The sequence below is a fragment of the Bacillus subtilis subsp. subtilis str. 168 genome, assembly GCF_000009045.1.
GTDB lineage: Bacteria > Bacillota > Bacilli > Bacillales > Bacillaceae > Bacillus > Bacillus subtilis.
Genome location: NC_000964.3, coordinates 1482100 through 1497181 on the forward strand (window position 1 = coordinate 1482100; position 15082 = coordinate 1497181).

Genomic DNA, 15082 nt, shown 5'->3' on the forward strand with positions numbered 1-15082 from the left:
TATGTAGATTGATAATCTCAAAAAAATTTTCCTCTTCTTTTAACATACTCCATACGACCTACTTTTCCATACTATGATTTTTTTGAAATTTGTGGTGTAGTTATAATTGTGCGTATAATCAGACAAAGATAGAGAAGCAGGTGATAACATGTTGGATCCACTTGATATTTTAACGAACATTGATGATGTCCTTCCATATTACCAGGCGATTTTTAGTGCCGAGGAGCAGAAGGTTGTCGGATATGAGGTGCTTGGACGAATTTTGGCAGATTCAGAAATCCAAAGTCTCGGGCCCTTCTTTTTAGATGCGGGGATACCCGAAGAATATAAATTAGAGGTTGATAACAGAATTATCCGCCAGGCTCTTGACCGCTTTTTAGAGGCGGATTCTGATCTGCTGATTTTTATGAATCAGGATGCCAATCTGCTGATGCTGGATCATGGTGAAAGCTTTCTGGAGCTTCTGAAAGAATATGAAGCGAAGGGAATCGAACTCCACCGTTTTGTGCTTGAAATTACAGAGCACAATTTTGAAGGGGATATTGAGCAGCTCTACCATATGCTTGCATACTATCGTACATACGGAATTAAAATCGCAGTTGACAACATCGGAAAAGAAAGCAGCAACTTGGACAGAATCGCGCTGCTCTCACCAGATCTGTTAAAAATCGATTTGCAGGCGCTGAAAGTGTCACAGCCGTCACCGTCATATGAGCATGTGCTGTACAGCATATCTTTATTAGCAAGAAAAATCGGTGCGGCGCTGCTGTATGAAGACATTGAGGCGAACTTCCAGCTTCAGTACGCCTGGAGAAACGGAGGCCGCTATTTTCAGGGCTATTACTTAGTGTCTCCATCTGAAACGTTTCTAGAGAGAGATGTATTGAAACAAAGACTTAAAACTGAATTTCACCAATTTATCACACATGAGAAAAAGAAACTGGAGACCGTCTATGAGCACTCTGAACAGTTTTACAAACGAGTGCATCAGGCTGTGACCTCTTTGAGAAAAAACAATCTGTCTTCTGATGATGACTTTATTAAAAAGCTGGCGGAAGAGCTGACAGATTGCAGCTTCAGGATTTACATGTGTGATGAAGAAGGCGATCAGCTGACGGGAAATGTGTTTAAGCAAGATGGAGAATGGATTTATCAGCCGGAATATGCGGAAAAGAACTGGAGCTGGCGCCCTTATTTTCTGGAGAACATTATGAGAATGAGAAATCTCAGAAAAGGTTTTTTCAGTGATCTGTACAGTGATTTGGAAACAGGTGAAATGATCAGAACGTTTTCATATCCGATGGATGATCAGATGTATTTATTTATAGACTTGCCTTATTCTTATTTATATGAGCAGGACGGACTGATTTAACGGCTGAAAGGCCGTTTTTTTTATGAAATGAAAAAAATATCAAAAAACGATTGACATTGATACTGAGAATCATTATCATTTAATTATAGAGAGAAGCTACTCTCTGTTCCCCAACCCCTCTATCAGATCAAGATCCGAAAAAACTTGGCGCTACCCCCGCCAAGTTTTTTATTTGTCAAAGCATAGGACAATCCAATGAAACAATAAACCTAACTAGTGGTAAACGTTTAACACGGGGAGAAACATTGAGTGCCGAACACCCCTGACACTGCTGCACGGGTGAGGAGGAAAATTCGTTCTGAAATGATTATTTCAGTTCCGTTGTTTACCTCTATCCAGCATGACTCCCATTGATTATGGCCACGCGGGACTTCACCATAAAATTCAAAAGAAGGTTTTGACAAAGTTGCAAAAAGGCATTCTTAATGCTGCCAAAGATTCGAAAAAAATTATAATTATGTGCATGACATTCAAAAAAAGCCTCAAACTAAAGAAAAATAGTTTTTTTCACTTTTTTTCTTTGCTTAAATTCAGCAGTGAAAATGCCATCCTGTCCGACTTTATGGTATGATGCTCAATAGAACTTGTATTATAATAAATACTTGTTGATTTGAAGTTGCTTTTTGAAAGGAGTCTTTTTTTAGAATGTCACAATTAATGGGTATCATCACACGGCTGCAAAGTCTGCAAGAAACAGCGGAAGCGGCTAACGAGCCAATGCAGCGTTATTTCGAAGTGAATGGTGAGAAAATATGCAGTGTTAAATATTTCGAAAAAAATCAAACGTTTGAACTGACGGTTTTCCAAAAGGGTGAAAAACCTAACACATATCCGTTTGATAATATCGACATGGTTTCCATCGAAATCTTTGAACTTCTTCAGTAAGATTCCTGAAATAGGGGGAACAAGCTTCCGCCTTTGCAAAAGTAATCGAAATAAACGGTAAGGAACATACTTGTTTCATGGTTGTAAATCCTTGAAAAGGAGTGTCGTGATGGCTGATTCTTTTCTGTTTTATAATCTTTCAGAAGCACAGATGACCTTTCAAGATGTGATGGAACGGCTTAAAGCCTTTGTTCAAAAGGACCCCCGTTCTTCTTATGTGTTATCGATCGGAACCGATTCACAGGTTTACCGCGATTACACAAAGTTTATTACCGCATTGCATTTGCATCGTACAGGCAAGGGAGCTTGGGGCTGCTTGAAAAATCATACAGTCGACAGACCCATACATAGCCTTCGGGAGAAGATTTCGTTAGAAACGGCGTACAGCCAAGAAACGGCCGCTCATATTCTTGATGGACACTTAATGGATATTACCGATCTGCTCCTGCCCTTTACCGGTGAGGGGGCGGATCTTACCTTTGAAGTTCACTTGGATATTGGGAAAAAAGGGCTTACAAAAGATCTGATCCAAGAAATGACTGGACGTATTACCTCCATGGGGATTGAGGCCAAAATAAAGCCGGATTCATACACTGCCTTCAGCTATGCAAATCGTTTCACAAAATAATTTGGCTGAAAAAGCCAAGGTAAATGTCGAATTATGCGGTTGACGTTTGTTATCTGATTACTTATTCTAGCGGTAGAGCTGAAAGTAAGTTGTCTTGCTTTCAGAGGTATTCAGTATAAAACAGGGGGCCTGATTGCGAATGAGTCTTATCGGTGAACGATTTACAGAAGAAGAACAAAAACTTCTGCTGAATATCCTGATCAACCATGAGTATGCCATCGAGCTATTAAGCAGTGAGATCAACGATATAGAGACAGGGACCAAAAACGTTGACGGAACCACCTACAAAAAACTTGTAACGCTATACGACCGATTTCGATTTGAAAATTAATGGGACACCCTATAATTGATACTCCACAAAGAGTATCTTTTTTATTGAAAGGAAACTTTTCGACAAATACTGATAAAGTTTATATTATTGCAATATAGGGAATGTATTGATGATGAAAATGAAAAGGGGTCGAAAACATGATAAGCTTACAATCAGATCAACTTCTTGAGGCAACAGTCGGACAATTTATGATTGAGGCGGACAAAGTAGCGCACGTGCAAGTCGGAAATAACCTTGAGCATGCATTATTAGTATTGACAAAAACCGGATACACAGCCATCCCGGTTCTGGATCCTTCCTACCGTTTACATGGCTTAATCGGGACAAATATGATCATGAACAGTATTTTTGGACTTGAGCGAATTGAGTTTGAAAAGCTTGACCAAATCACTGTTGAGGAAGTCATGCTGACCGACATTCCGCGCCTTCATATCAATGATCCGATTATGAAGGGATTCGGCATGGTCATTAATAACGGATTTGTCTGTGTTGAAAATGACGAGCAGGTATTTGAAGGGATTTTTACGAGAAGAGTCGTTTTAAAGGAATTGAATAAGCATATACGCTCATTGAATAAGTAGGCTGTACGGTCCTATTTTTATTATATAGGCAGAGTGAAAAAAGAAAGCGCATACATAATTTAAACGAGAATAGGGCTTGAATAAGAAACTAAGATTTTATTAGAATGGGAGATAAGAAAAACTTATTGATAACAAAAAGGAGGACGACATGCAGCTTCAAGAGCTTCATATGCTCGTAGTTTTAGCTGAGGAATTAAATATGAGAAAGGCGGCAGAACGGCTTTTTGTATCTCAGCCGGCTTTATCTCAGCGCTTACAAACCATTGAAAAGGCGTGGGGAACAAAAATCTTTTTAAGATCTCAAAAAGGATTAACGGTAACGCCCGCCGGTGAGAAAATCATTCAGTTTGCGAATGATGTGACATTAGAGCAGGAAAGAATAAGAGAAAATATTGACGAGCTTGAAGGTGAAATTCACGGCACATTGAAGCTTGCCGTCGCCTCCATAATCGGTCAGCATTGGCTCCCTAAAGTCCTGAAGACGTATGTGGAAAAGTATCCGAATGCAAAGATCTCGCTCATAACCGGGTGGAGCAGCGAAATGCTGAAAAGCTTGTATGAGGATCAGGTTCATATCGGCATTATAAGAGGCAACCCTGAGTGGAAGGGGCGCAAAGATTACTTAATGACAGATCATCTGTATTTAGTGGATACTGAAATTTCCTGCATCGAAGATATTGCCCATACAGAACGTCCGTTTATCCAGTTTAAAAGTGACAGCACTTATTTTCAGGAAATTCAGCACTGGTGGCATCAAAAATTTAAAACGTCGCCGAAACAGACGATATTGGTTGATCAGATTGAAACGTGCAAACAGATGGCGCTGCACGGAATCGGTTATGCCATTTTGCCGTCTGTTACCCTTCAAAATGAAGATAAAGTGAATAAAATGCCTCTTTTAGACATGAAAGGGCATCCGATCGGTCGGGATACATGGTTATTAGGTTATGAGCCTGCCTTTGAACTGAAACAAGTTCAAGCTTTTGTACAAGTGATAAAGGATATGCTGGATCAGGAAAATCCATTTTAAAGACAGCGAGGTGCTGTCTTTTTTTTATTTATCTGTTGACAATGAAAATCATTATCATTTAAAGTGATACATATGATATTGAAAATCATTATCAACTAATGGGGTGATAACATGGCTAAAGCCTTGATTACATATGCCAGCATGTCAGGAAATACAGAAGACATTGCCTTCATAATAAAAGATACGCTTCAGGAATATGAGTTGGATATCGATTGTGTCGAGATAAATGATATGGATGCGTCTTGTTTAACCTCCTATGATTATGTACTGATTGGCACCTATACATGGGGGGACGGCGATTTGCCCTACGAAGCGGAGGATTTTTTCGAAGAGGTCAAACAGATTCAGCTTAATGGTTTAAAAACAGCCTGCTTCGGGTCTGGCGATTATTCTTATCCAAAGTTTTGCGAAGCGGTGAATTTGTTCAATGTCATGCTGCAAGAGGCGGGAGCTGCTGTTTACCAGGAAACACTAAAAATTGAATTAGCGCCTGAAACAGATGAAGATGTGGAAAGCTGCCGAGCGTTTGCGAGAGGTTTTCTTGCATGGGCAGATTATATGAACAAGGAAAAAATCCATGTTTCATAAAGGGGCAACCGCTGTTACGGCATCGGCGTTTTCTGGATATTTTGTGGCGGTACAAAGAGAAGGCATTTTTCATTACTCTTTGGAGCAGGGCTGGAGAAAGCTTTTTCGTTTGAAAAGTAAGATACACTGTATCAGCTACATAGGGCCTTACTTATTTGGCGTTGGTGAAAAGGGAACAGTCATTCGTTCGGCTGATGAAGGGAAAACCTGGACGATGTCGAGCTTTCCGACAAATGCAACAGTGTGGGCGATTACCGGCAGAAACAACGGGTTTGTCTGCGCCCACGGTAAGCATTGTATTTATGTATCGGATGATTTTGGTGTCTCATGGCGCGTAGCCAAACCTTTTGCCGAATTTCATAATCCCCCTGTTATCCGGTCGTTATGCCTTCACGGGGGCAATCTCTTTATCGGCACGCAAATACACGAATATTTTGGCGGCATTTGGGCTTACGACATTAAGCGTGACACTGTCCAAGTTGTCAAAAAAGAAAAAAACCGGATGACGGCATCCATGCTCGTGTTCAATGAAAATTGGCTGGTGGCGGCGATGGGTTCTGTGAAAGGAAAGCACGGTGCTGTCACTGTAAGGAATCTTTTGAATGGTGAAGAATTCACCATACAATCCAGTATGATCAGAAATGAAGAATCATTTCTTGATCTTTCAGAGGATGATGGCATTATATATGTCACTACAACACAAGATGAAAATGGTTTTTCGAGAATTTACCAGGTTGATCTCGAAGCCCGGTCGTTAAAATGGTTCGATACCATTAAGGGACATGGATGGAGAGTGGCCAATCAGAAAGAGAATTTCTTTTGCGCAGGCTTGTATGAATGTAAATTTGTCCAGCCGTACGAAGTTTCAGCAATGATTCATTAGAGGAGGAACAAGGAATTGGCGAAGATTTTGCTCGTTTATGCAACAATGTCAGGCAACACTGAAGCTATGGCAGATTTGATTGAAAAGGGGCTTCAGGAGGCGTTAGCAGAAGTAGACCGTTTCGAAGCAATGGATATTGATGATGCCCAGCTGTTTACCGATTATGACCATGTCATAATGGGAACCTACACGTGGGGAGACGGAGATCTGCCTGATGAATTTTTAGATCTTGTTGAAGACATGGAGGAGATTGATTTTTCCGGCAAAACATGCGCTGTATTCGGTTCCGGTGATACAGCATATGAATTTTTCTGCGGAGCGGTTGATACGCTAGAGGCAAAAATAAAAGAACGCGGTGGAGACATTGTGCTGCCTTCGGTAAAAATCGAAAATAATCCAGAAGGTGAAGAAGAGGAAGAATTAATAAACTTCGGGAGACAATTCGCAAAGAAAAGCGGGTGCGCTGTCTGATCACTCACTGGGAACTGCTAAAACGGCTGTTCCTTTTTTTCTTGTCTTTGTATCTTTCCTTTGATACAGTAATGAGGTAGAAAATCAGGAGGAGGACTATACATATGAAAATGATGGACGCAAATGAAATTATTTCATTTATTCAAAATAGTACAAAATCTACACCTGTAAAGGTTTACGTGAAAGGTGAGCTGGAAGGAATCAATTTCGGTGAATCTGCGAAAGCTTTTATCAATGGAAACACTGGTGTCGTTTTCGGTGAATGGAGCGAAATCCAAACAGCAATCGAAGAAAACCAAAGCAAAATCGAAGACTATGTGGTTGAAAATGACCGCCGCAATTCTGCGATCCCAATGCTTGATCTTAAAAACATCAAAGCGCGTATCGAGCCGGGTGCGATCATCCGCGACCAAGTTGAAATCGGTGATAACGCAGTCATCATGATGGGTGCTTCTATTAATATCGGTTCAGTCATCGGCGAAGGCACAATGATTGATATGAACGTTGTGCTTGGCGGACGAGCTACTGTTGGAAAAAACTGCCATATCGGCGCGGGTTCTGTACTTGCGGGCGTTATTGAGCCGCCATCCGCTAAACCGGTTGTGATTGAAGACGACGTCGTAATCGGCGCAAATGCTGTTGTGCTTGAAGGTGTAACAGTAGGTAAAGGAGCTGTTGTTGCTGCGGGAGCGATCGTGGTAAACGACGTTGAGCCATACACTGTCGTTGCAGGCACACCAGCTAAAAAAATCAAAGACATTGATGAAAAAACAAAAGGCAAAACTGAAATCAAGCAGGAATTACGCCAGCTGTAAGGAAAAGTTTGATAAAAAAGGCGTGGATAATATATCCACGCCTTATTCGTATAGGCAGGAGGAATAGAAATGAAGATAGAGGAGCTCATCGCAATTCGCAGAGATCTGCATCGTATACCGGAGCTTGGATTTCAGGAGTTCAAAACCCAGCAGTATTTATTAAATGTCTTGGAACAATATCCGCAAGACAGAATTGAAATTGAGAAATGGCGAACAGGGCTTTTTGTAAAAGTGAACGGGACGGCGCCGGAAAAAATGCTGGCATACAGAGCGGATATCGATGCGCTTTCTATAGAAGAGCAAACTGGTCTTCCATTCGCATCAGAGCATCACGGCAACATGCACGCCTGCGGTCACGATTTGCATATGACAATTGCACTCGGCATTATTGATCATTTTGTTCACCACCCAGTCAAACATGATTTGCTTTTTCTGTTTCAGCCGGCAGAGGAAGGGCCTGGCGGTGCGGAACCAATGCTTGAGAGCGATGTATTAAAAAAATGGCAGCCTGATTTCATCACTGCCCTTCATATTGCTCCAGAGCTTCCGGTAGGCACCATTGCGACAAAAAGCGGCCTTCTATTTGCGAATACATCAGAGCTAGTCATCGATCTGGAAGGCAAAGGGGGACATGCGGCATATCCGCATTTGGCTGAGGATATGGTTGTAGCAGCAAGTACACTTGTCACCCAGCTGCAAACGATTATCTCTAGAAACACAGATCCGCTAGACAGTGCTGTTATTACAGTTGGTACCATTACCGGAGGCTCGGCACAAAATATCATTGCAGAAACGGCCCACCTGGAAGGCACGATCCGCACGCTTTCTGAAGAATCGATGAAACAAGTAAAGGAACGGATTGAAGATGTAGTGAAAGGAATCGAAATCGGATTCCGCTGCAAAGGAAAAGTGACATATCCGTCTGTATATCACCAAGTTTACAATACGAGCGGATTAACAGAAGAATTTATGTCTTTTGTTGCTGAACATCAACTGGCGACAGTAATTGAAGCAAAAGAAGCAATGACTGGAGAGGATTTTGGCTATATGCTGAAAAAATATCCCGGATTCATGTTCTGGCTCGGCGCTGATTCTGAACATGGGCTTCATCATGCTAAGCTGAATCCCGATGAAAATGCGATAGAAACAGCGGTTCATGTCATGACAGGTTATTTTTCTGTTTATGCCAATTAAGTACAAATGAAAGAATAAAATTCCATAAAATGAGCACTCTAGTAAACGGAGGTGTTCAAAAATGGCTAAAAAAATTGGAATTGAACAATCGTTATCAGATGTAGAAGCTGCTTTAAAAGAAAAAGGATATGACGTTGTAATGATGAAAAGCCCTGCTGATGCTCAAGGCTGTGACTGCTGTGTCGTAACAGGTCTTGATAATAATGTGCAAGGGATAGCCGATACGGTAACACAAGCACCTGTCATTACAGCTTCCGGGATGACGGCTGAAGAAATTTGTAGCGAAGTTGAGAGCAGAATTCAGTAATAAAAAAACCGAAGCAAAAAGCTTCGGTTCTTTTATTTATTCTGTTTCTTTAGGGAAAGCGCGGTCGAACGCGTTCTTTATTTCTTTTCTCAACACTCGTTCGACTCGCCACTGTTCCATATTTTCTGTTTTGGCAATGACCCTGATTACAATTTCAGAAGTCCCCAGTTCTTGAATCCCGATGACATTTGGGCCTTCTTTTATTTGTGGAAGAGCCGCTGCCGTTTCATCACAAACCTGCTGTAAAATATGAATCATTTCATCAATATTTCTTTCAGCCGGCACTTTAATGTCAACAAGAGCCTGCATGGTACCACGAGAATGATTGCTCACGTTTGTGATGTTTCTGTTGGGGATGTAATGCAGTGTTCCGTCAAAGCTGCGGATTTGAGTTGTCCTTAAGCCAACCTGCTCGACAATTCCGTCAAAGGTGGAAACGGTAATATAATCTCCGACATCCAATTGTTTCTCAAGCAAAATAAAAAAACCTGTCACGATATCACTGACAAGCCCTTGGGCGCCAAATCCGACAGCCAGGCCGACGATTCCTGCCCCCGCTAAAAGAGCGCTTGGATCATAATGAAACAAATCTAGAACCATGACGAAAAATATGAAAATCAATGTATAAGCAAATATGTTAAGAGTCAGGCTTCGGAGCGTATGTGCACGTCCGATAGACAAGCTATTCTGCTCCTCGAATTTTGCAAACAGATGTTTAATGATTTTCATGCCTAATGATCGAACGATAAAATAGAGCAATATCATAATGGCGAGTTTAATGAGCAGAACACCGGCATTTGTAATCAGTCCCGCCCAATCATATTGTTTAATAAAGTCCATGTTGAGCTCCTTTTCTAATTGATTGCTGCACATTGAGACTAGTTACCCTGTACATGACCATGTTAAACGTTTTATTCAAAAATGTCGAAGCCAAAGACATACATGATTTGTTAAAAATTGACTCAGGAAATCTGCTTTTATATAATGGCATTGCAATATAACTAAAAATGGTTAATCACCCTTTATTTTCATGCGATTTTGACCTTTAAGCCAAACAATAAATTGGAGGGATACATATGGCAGAACGTATGGTAGGTAAACAAGCTCCTCGTTTTGAAATGGAAGCAGTCCTTGCAAGCAAAGAATTCGGCAAAGTAAGTCTTGAGGAAAACATGAAAAACGACAAATGGACAGTGCTGTTCTTCTATCCAATGGACTTCACTTTTGTTTGTCCGACAGAAATTACAGCAATGTCTGACCGCTATGACGAGTTCGAAGATCTTGATGCAGAAGTCATCGGGGTTTCAACTGATACCATCCATACTCATTTAGCTTGGATCAATACAGACCGCAAAGAAAACGGTCTTGGCCAGCTGAAATACCCGCTTGCTGCTGATACAAACCATGAGGTATCCCGGGAATATGGCGTTTTAATCGAAGAAGAAGGTGTGGCTTTGCGCGGATTGTTTATTATTAATCCTGAAGGGGAGCTTCAATATCAAACTGTTTTCCATAACAACATTGGGCGTGATGTTGATGAAACGCTTCGTGTTCTCCAGGCGCTGCAAACTGGCGGACTCTGTCCGGCTAACTGGAAACCAGGCCAAAAAACACTTTAATTCTTTCCAAGAACGAAAAGCGGTCTAGCATATTCGTTAGGCCTCTCTTTTAAAATAGGAGGGAAAAAGCAATGAAATTACGTCAGCCCATGCCGGAATTGACGGGAGAAAAAGCTTGGTTAAATGGTGAAGTGACGAGAGAGCAATTGATTGGGGAAAAGCCGACGCTTATTCATTTCTGGTCCATCAGCTGCCACTTGTGCAAAGAAGCGATGCCGCAAGTGAATGAATTTCGTGATAAATATCAAGATCAGCTGAATGTTGTAGCTGTACACATGCCCCGTTCCGAAGATGATCTTGACCCTGGTAAAATTAAAGAAACAGCTGCTGAACACGATATCACTCAGCCGATTTTTGTTGACAGTGACCATGCTTTAACCGATGCATTTGAAAATGAATATGTACCTGCATATTATGTGTTTGATAAAACAGGACAGCTCCGTCACTTCCAAGCCGGCGGGAGCGGTATGAAAATGCTTGAAAAACGTGTGAACCGCGTTCTGGCTGAAACGGAATAGGTATCTGACTAAATAGTATTTCCTAAAAACCTGACCTCATCAGGTTTTTTATTTGTGCAAAAAGCAATGGAAGAAGAGTAAGAAGCTTATTTTTCCAAATTTGGGTATAGGAATTGATGATTTGTTTGATTGATACGCTAAAAAACACAGCTAATTTTTGATGTTTTTCCTCAATTTTAGATAAATCTCATATCTCATAACTCGAAAATTGTAGATATTACACTAAATTTCTTTAAAGAAGTAAGTAAAATATATATTTTCAACATTATACCAAATAAACTAGAAAGCCCCTTAATCCCTTGAGAATAAAGGACTCTTTTGAAAAATAAAACATTTTCAGAAAATAAGGAATTTTTCATAGAGTAAATATAATAGTAAAATGCTAAAATAATAGTTGATAAAATTACTTTTGTAATCTAATATCTTAATTAAAGATGTTAATTTTGATAGGGGGTACATTGAGGAATGTTTAATGAAAGAGAAGCTTTGCGCTTGCGGTTAGAACAATTAAATGAAGCTGAAGTGAAAGTCATTCGTGAATATCAAATTGAACGTGATAAAATATACGCAAAATTAAGAGAGCTGGACAGAAATGGAAGCCCTTCCGAAATCAAAAAGGATTTCCGTTCTGAAAAAAAACCTGACTCTCTGCCGGTTCTCGCTGAGCTTGCGGCTCAGGAAATCAGAAGCTATCAGCCGCAATCACAGCAGCAGTCTGTTCAGCCTCAGCTTCAATCTATTTCCTCTCTTCCTGCCGGTATACCAGACGGAACAACACGAAGAAGAAGAGGAACGGCAAGACCGGGATCAAAAGCAGCTAAGCTGCGTGAAGCTGCTATTAAAACATTAAAACGCCACAACGCGGCGATTAAGAGCTCGGAGCTTCAAAAAGAGATTGAAAAAGAAAGCGGTCTTGAAATCCCTAATATGACAACGTTTATGCAAAGCTTAATTAAAATGTACCCGGAAGTGAAAAAGCCATATCGCGGGCAGTACATTTTAGAGGGTGAAATCGAATCTGCAGAATCAGCAAACGAATAAATATAAAGAAAAACTGCTTGGCATCGCTCAAGCAGTTTTTTTATTGAGGTTTTTTCTGTGAAGGTTTGTTTTCTTTTTCAAGATTAAGCTTATACACCCACTTTTGATAAGGCTTTTCTTCAGCGGCTCTGTTTTTCAGCTCTTCGATTGTATGGCTCTTGGCCTGGTCTGATGATTGGGCGTGGGCAAGCTGTTTTTGAAGCACATGTATCTGTTTGGTGACATCTTCAAGGATAGTCTCTACATGATTTGGCTGCGCGTAGGCCGCTGGAGCTTCTTCTTCCGTTTTTTCTTTTTGTTTCGTGCCGCCATCAATATCGGCAAAATGAGAAGCAATCCAGGCATCGCTTTCATCAAGTTGCCGTTTATACGATATAATAGTTTCGTGAAATAATTTTTCTTTCGTTTTTTCTATGTCTAGCAGTCTTTCTTTCGTTTCTATGATTCGATCTTTCATATGATCAACTTCTATTTTAATATGTTTTAGCTGATATTCTTTTTCTACCATTTGCTCTTTTAGACGCCCGTTTTCGGCTTTTATCAATTCGGCTTGCTGTTTTGCCTGAAGCAGTGCATTTTGTTCCTGCTCAATTGAGGCTTGAAGTTCGCTGATCCGTTTATGAAGATTTTTATTTTCTTCTTCGATTTTGACTTTCGCAATATGAAGTTTATGTTTTTCTTCGATTTCGGCTCTGCGTTTATAGGTTTCAGCAGATAGAAGCTCCTGCAAAACAACGATTTTATCAAGCAGTTCAGCTCTTATTTGGTGCAGGGTTTGGCTGGTGTGGGAGGCATGTTTTTCTTTTGTTGACATATGTGTTAATTCGGCAGACAGCTGCTGGAGTTTTTCTTTCATATCGGTATTTTCTTTGAGCAGTTTGTTATTTTTCTGATGAAAGTAGCTTGCTTCAAGTTCAGAAATCAGCTTATGGCACCTTGAAAGCTCGGATTTTAAATAAAGGTTCTCCTGAGACACGTCGTGGAAAAAAGGACCTGATCTTTTCATTCGAACCATCTCCCTCATGATGTTAACACTACAATATGCAAATACTGAACAGCTATTCCTCTTTAATAAACAGACAAGCAGTAGCGTTGAGCCTTTGCTTTTGCTATGCTTTTAACGAAACTAGAGGTGAGATGATATGAAGCATGTAAACGTACTGCTGGCAGGGGGAGCCTCACGTCGCTTTGGAGAACCGAAGGCGTTTGTCAAATGGAAGGGCAGGATGCTTTACGAATGCGCTAAAGAGGCACTTGGAGAACAAACGGTTATCATCAGCCGTCCCGAATTTATTGATAGATTTCAAGAAAACGGTGAAAATGAAGTGTATCAAGATGCTGAGCCATTTCAAGGCATGGGGCCATTGGCTGGTATATATACCGCTTTTAAAAAGACAGACGGTGATCTTTATACTGTTCTTTCCTGTGACACACCGCTGATACAAAGAAGGACGATGCTGGAGCTCAAACGTCTGATGATTGCCGGTGCGGACGCGGTAGTCCCAATTTCAGACGGACAAGTGCAGCCATTGATTGCGATTTACCACAAACGTATCATGCCAGTTCTATACGATCAGCTTTCTGAGAAGAGGTTGAGAATATCAGATTTATTAGGCAGAATTTCGGTTTGTTACGTACAGGCTGAAAATATCGGAGCAAACCCGGCAGAGTTTATCAACATTAATACACGTGATGATTTTAGCTGTTTGGAAGAAAAATCGAACTCCCTCAAGCGGGACTGACGGGGCAATAACATGATAAGATGACATAAAAGATAAGGAGAACAGGTTTGATGGAGGAACGTTATTCACGGCAAATCAGATTTAAGCAAATTGGGGAAGAGGGCCAGAAAAGACTGGCAGACAGCCATGTGCTGATTGTCGGAGCGGGAGCGCTCGGCACTGCAGGAGCTGAAGGGCTTTCGAGAGCGGGAGTCGGTACGATTACCATTATTGACCGTGACTATGTGGAGTGGAGCAATCTTCAAAGGCAGCAGCTTTATACAGAAAGCGATGCCAAACTCCGCATGCCGAAAGCCATGGCTGCCAAAGAGCATCTATCAGCGATTAACAGCGAGATACATATTGAGGCGTATGTTACCGAAGGAACAGCCGAAACGCTTGAGCCGCTGATTGAAAAAGCAGATGTCGTGATCGACGCGACAGATAATTTTGAAACCCGCATGCTGATAAACGATCTTGCCCAGAAAACAAAGACACCTTGGGTCTATGGCGCCTGTGTAAGCAGCCAGGGAATGTTCATGACTGTCATTCCCGGAGAAACCCCTTGTCTGTCTTGTTTGTTTGAGCAAATTCCTGTCGGCGGGGCGACGTGTGATACTGCCGGCATTATTCCGCCTGCTGTGCATATCGTTTCAGCATATCAGCAGGCTGAGGCATTAAAGCTGTTAACCGGCCAAAAAGAAGCAATACAGCGGGGGTTTGTGACATTTGATGTCTGGAACAATTCGCATATGAAGATTAACGTTAATCATGTACGCCGTGAGGAATGCCCATCTTGCGGAGCTAATGCGGTATATCCTTATCTTCAGGATTGGAACACACCAAAAGCTGCTGTACTATGCGGCCGTGATACAGTGCAGGTAAGGTCAGAATCATTAAAAAGAATCCCGAAACAGGAGCTCATTAAGCGGCTGAAAACAATCGGCAAGGTCGAGGCTAATGCGTTTTTGCTGCATATTTTTTACGAGGATTTCAGAATTGTCATTTTCAATGACGGACGGGCACTGGTGCATGGAACAAATGATGTGAAAGAAGCCAACTCCGTGTTGGCAAGAGTGATTGGACTGTAACAACAGG

General features: G+C 41.3%; 19 protein-coding genes and 1 other RNA gene. 18 read left to right on the forward strand and 2 right to left on the reverse strand.

The annotated features are described in order from the left end of the window. The first annotated feature begins 148 nt into the window (after positions 1-148). From ykuI to ykuS, 13 genes are all read left to right on the forward strand, one after another. Entirely contained in the window at positions 149-1372 is a 1224-nt protein-coding gene (ykuI, locus tag BSU_14090) for a putative cyclic-di-GMP receptor (no phosphodiesterase activity) (protein NP_389292.1), read from the forward strand. A gap of 85 nt (positions 1373-1457) precedes the next feature. Beyond that, positions 1458-1541: regulatory RNA controlling iron-dependent metabolism (gene fsrA / locus BSU_misc_RNA_69), an RNA gene on the forward strand. A 476-nt stretch (positions 1542-2017) separates the two neighbouring features. Beyond that, positions 2018-2257 carry a putative RNA-specific modification enzyme subunit gene (gene ykuJ, locus BSU_14100; RefSeq protein ID NP_389293.1) on the forward strand — a complete coding sequence of 80 codons (240 nt, stop codon included), beginning with the start codon at positions 2018-2020 and terminating at the stop codon, positions 2255-2257. A 109-nt stretch (positions 2258-2366) separates the two neighbouring features. Next, positions 2367-2885, forward strand: a complete 519-nt coding sequence (gene ykuK, locus BSU_14110; RefSeq protein ID NP_389294.1) for a putative RNA-binding enzyme component — start codon at positions 2367-2369, stop codon at positions 2883-2885. Positions 2886-3018: 133 nt separating this feature from the next. Beyond that, complete coding sequence (abbA, locus tag BSU_14120; protein ID NP_389295.1) at positions 3019-3216, forward strand: regulator of AbrB repressor; 198 nt, start codon at positions 3019-3021, stop codon at positions 3214-3216. A 137-nt stretch (positions 3217-3353) separates the two neighbouring features. Continuing rightward, entirely contained in the window at positions 3354-3797 is a 444-nt protein-coding gene (gene ykuL, locus BSU_14130) for a putative RNA-binding protein (protein NP_389296.1), read from the forward strand. Between the two features lie 148 nt (positions 3798-3945). Then, positions 3946-4827, forward strand: a complete 882-nt coding sequence (gene ccpC, locus BSU_14140; RefSeq protein ID NP_389297.1) for a transcriptional repressor of citB and citZ — start codon at positions 3946-3948, stop codon at positions 4825-4827. Between the two features lie 111 nt (positions 4828-4938). Next, positions 4939-5415, forward strand: a complete 477-nt coding sequence (gene fldN / locus BSU_14150) for a short-chain flavodoxin (acts in lipid desaturation) (protein NP_389298.1) — start codon at positions 4939-4941, stop codon at positions 5413-5415. Beyond that, positions 5405-6298 (forward strand): hypothetical protein, encoded by an 894-nt coding sequence (gene ykuO, locus BSU_14160; protein NP_389299.1) that lies wholly within the window; start codon positions 5405-5407, stop codon positions 6296-6298. The genes fldN and ykuO overlap by 11 nt, the downstream gene beginning before the upstream one ends. A gap of 15 nt (positions 6299-6313) precedes the next feature. Beyond that, the gene (fldP, locus tag BSU_14170) at positions 6314-6769 is read left to right on the forward strand and encodes a short-chain flavodoxin (RefSeq protein ID NP_389300.2); all 456 of its coding nucleotides are present in this window, start codon (positions 6314-6316) and stop codon (positions 6767-6769) included. Between the two features lie 104 nt (positions 6770-6873). Further along, positions 6874-7584 (forward strand): tetrahydrodipicolinate N-acetyltransferase, encoded by a 711-nt coding sequence (gene dapH, locus BSU_14180; RefSeq protein NP_389301.2) that lies wholly within the window; start codon positions 6874-6876, stop codon positions 7582-7584. A 69-nt stretch (positions 7585-7653) separates the two neighbouring features. After that, entirely contained in the window at positions 7654-8778 is a 1125-nt protein-coding gene (dapI, locus tag BSU_14190) for an N-acetyl-diaminopimelate deacetylase (protein NP_389302.1), read from the forward strand. A gap of 61 nt (positions 8779-8839) precedes the next feature. Further along, on the forward strand, positions 8840-9085 hold the full coding sequence (gene ykuS, locus BSU_14200; protein NP_389303.1) for a hypothetical protein: 246 nt from the start codon (positions 8840-8842) through the stop codon (positions 9083-9085). 36 nt (positions 9086-9121) lie between these two features. Here the strand turns inward: ykuS and mscT are convergent, their stop codons facing one another. Then, the gene (mscT, locus tag BSU_14210; protein ID NP_389304.2) at positions 9122-9925 is read right to left on the reverse strand and encodes a small-conductance mechanosensitive channel; all 804 of its coding nucleotides are present in this window, start codon (positions 9923-9925) and stop codon (positions 9122-9124) included. A gap of 236 nt (positions 9926-10161) precedes the next feature. Here mscT and ahpA point away from each other — a divergent pair, with 236 nt between their 5' ends. The 3 genes from ahpA to rok all read left to right on the forward strand — a co-directional run bounded on the left by ahpA (position 10162) and on the right by rok (position 12263). After that, positions 10162-10704 carry a biofilm-specific peroxidase; 2-cys peroxiredoxin gene (gene ahpA, locus BSU_14220; protein NP_389305.1) on the forward strand — a complete coding sequence of 181 codons (543 nt, stop codon included), beginning with the start codon at positions 10162-10164 and terminating at the stop codon, positions 10702-10704. 71 nt (positions 10705-10775) lie between these two features. Next, on the forward strand, positions 10776-11222 hold the full coding sequence (gene ykuV / locus BSU_14230; protein NP_389306.2) for a thiol-disulfide oxidoreductase: 447 nt from the start codon (positions 10776-10778) through the stop codon (positions 11220-11222). Positions 11223-11687: 465 nt separating this feature from the next. Next, positions 11688-12263: a repressor of comK gene (gene rok, locus BSU_14240; RefSeq protein NP_389307.1), complete on the forward strand. Its 576-nt coding sequence runs from the start codon at positions 11688-11690 to the stop codon at positions 12261-12263. A gap of 40 nt (positions 12264-12303) precedes the next feature. Here rok and sppO read toward each other — a convergent pair whose 3' ends face one another. Beyond that, positions 12304-13269 carry a spore protein cse15 gene (sppO, locus tag BSU_14250; RefSeq protein ID NP_389308.1) on the reverse strand — a complete coding sequence of 322 codons (966 nt, stop codon included), beginning with the start codon at positions 13267-13269 and terminating at the stop codon, positions 12304-12306. 136 nt (positions 13270-13405) lie between these two features. On the opposite strand from sppO, the gene mobA reads away from it, so the two are divergent. Next, complete coding sequence (gene mobA / locus BSU_14260) at positions 13406-14005, forward strand: molybdopterin-guanine dinucleotide biosynthesis protein A (RefSeq protein ID NP_389309.1); 600 nt, start codon at positions 13406-13408, stop codon at positions 14003-14005. 50 nt (positions 14006-14055) lie between these two features. Then, positions 14056-15075, forward strand: coding sequence for a molybdopterin biosynthesis adenylyltransferase (gene moeB / locus BSU_14270; protein NP_389310.1), 1020 nt, complete (start codon positions 14056-14058; stop codon positions 15073-15075). Positions 15076-15082 lie beyond the last annotated feature (7 nt).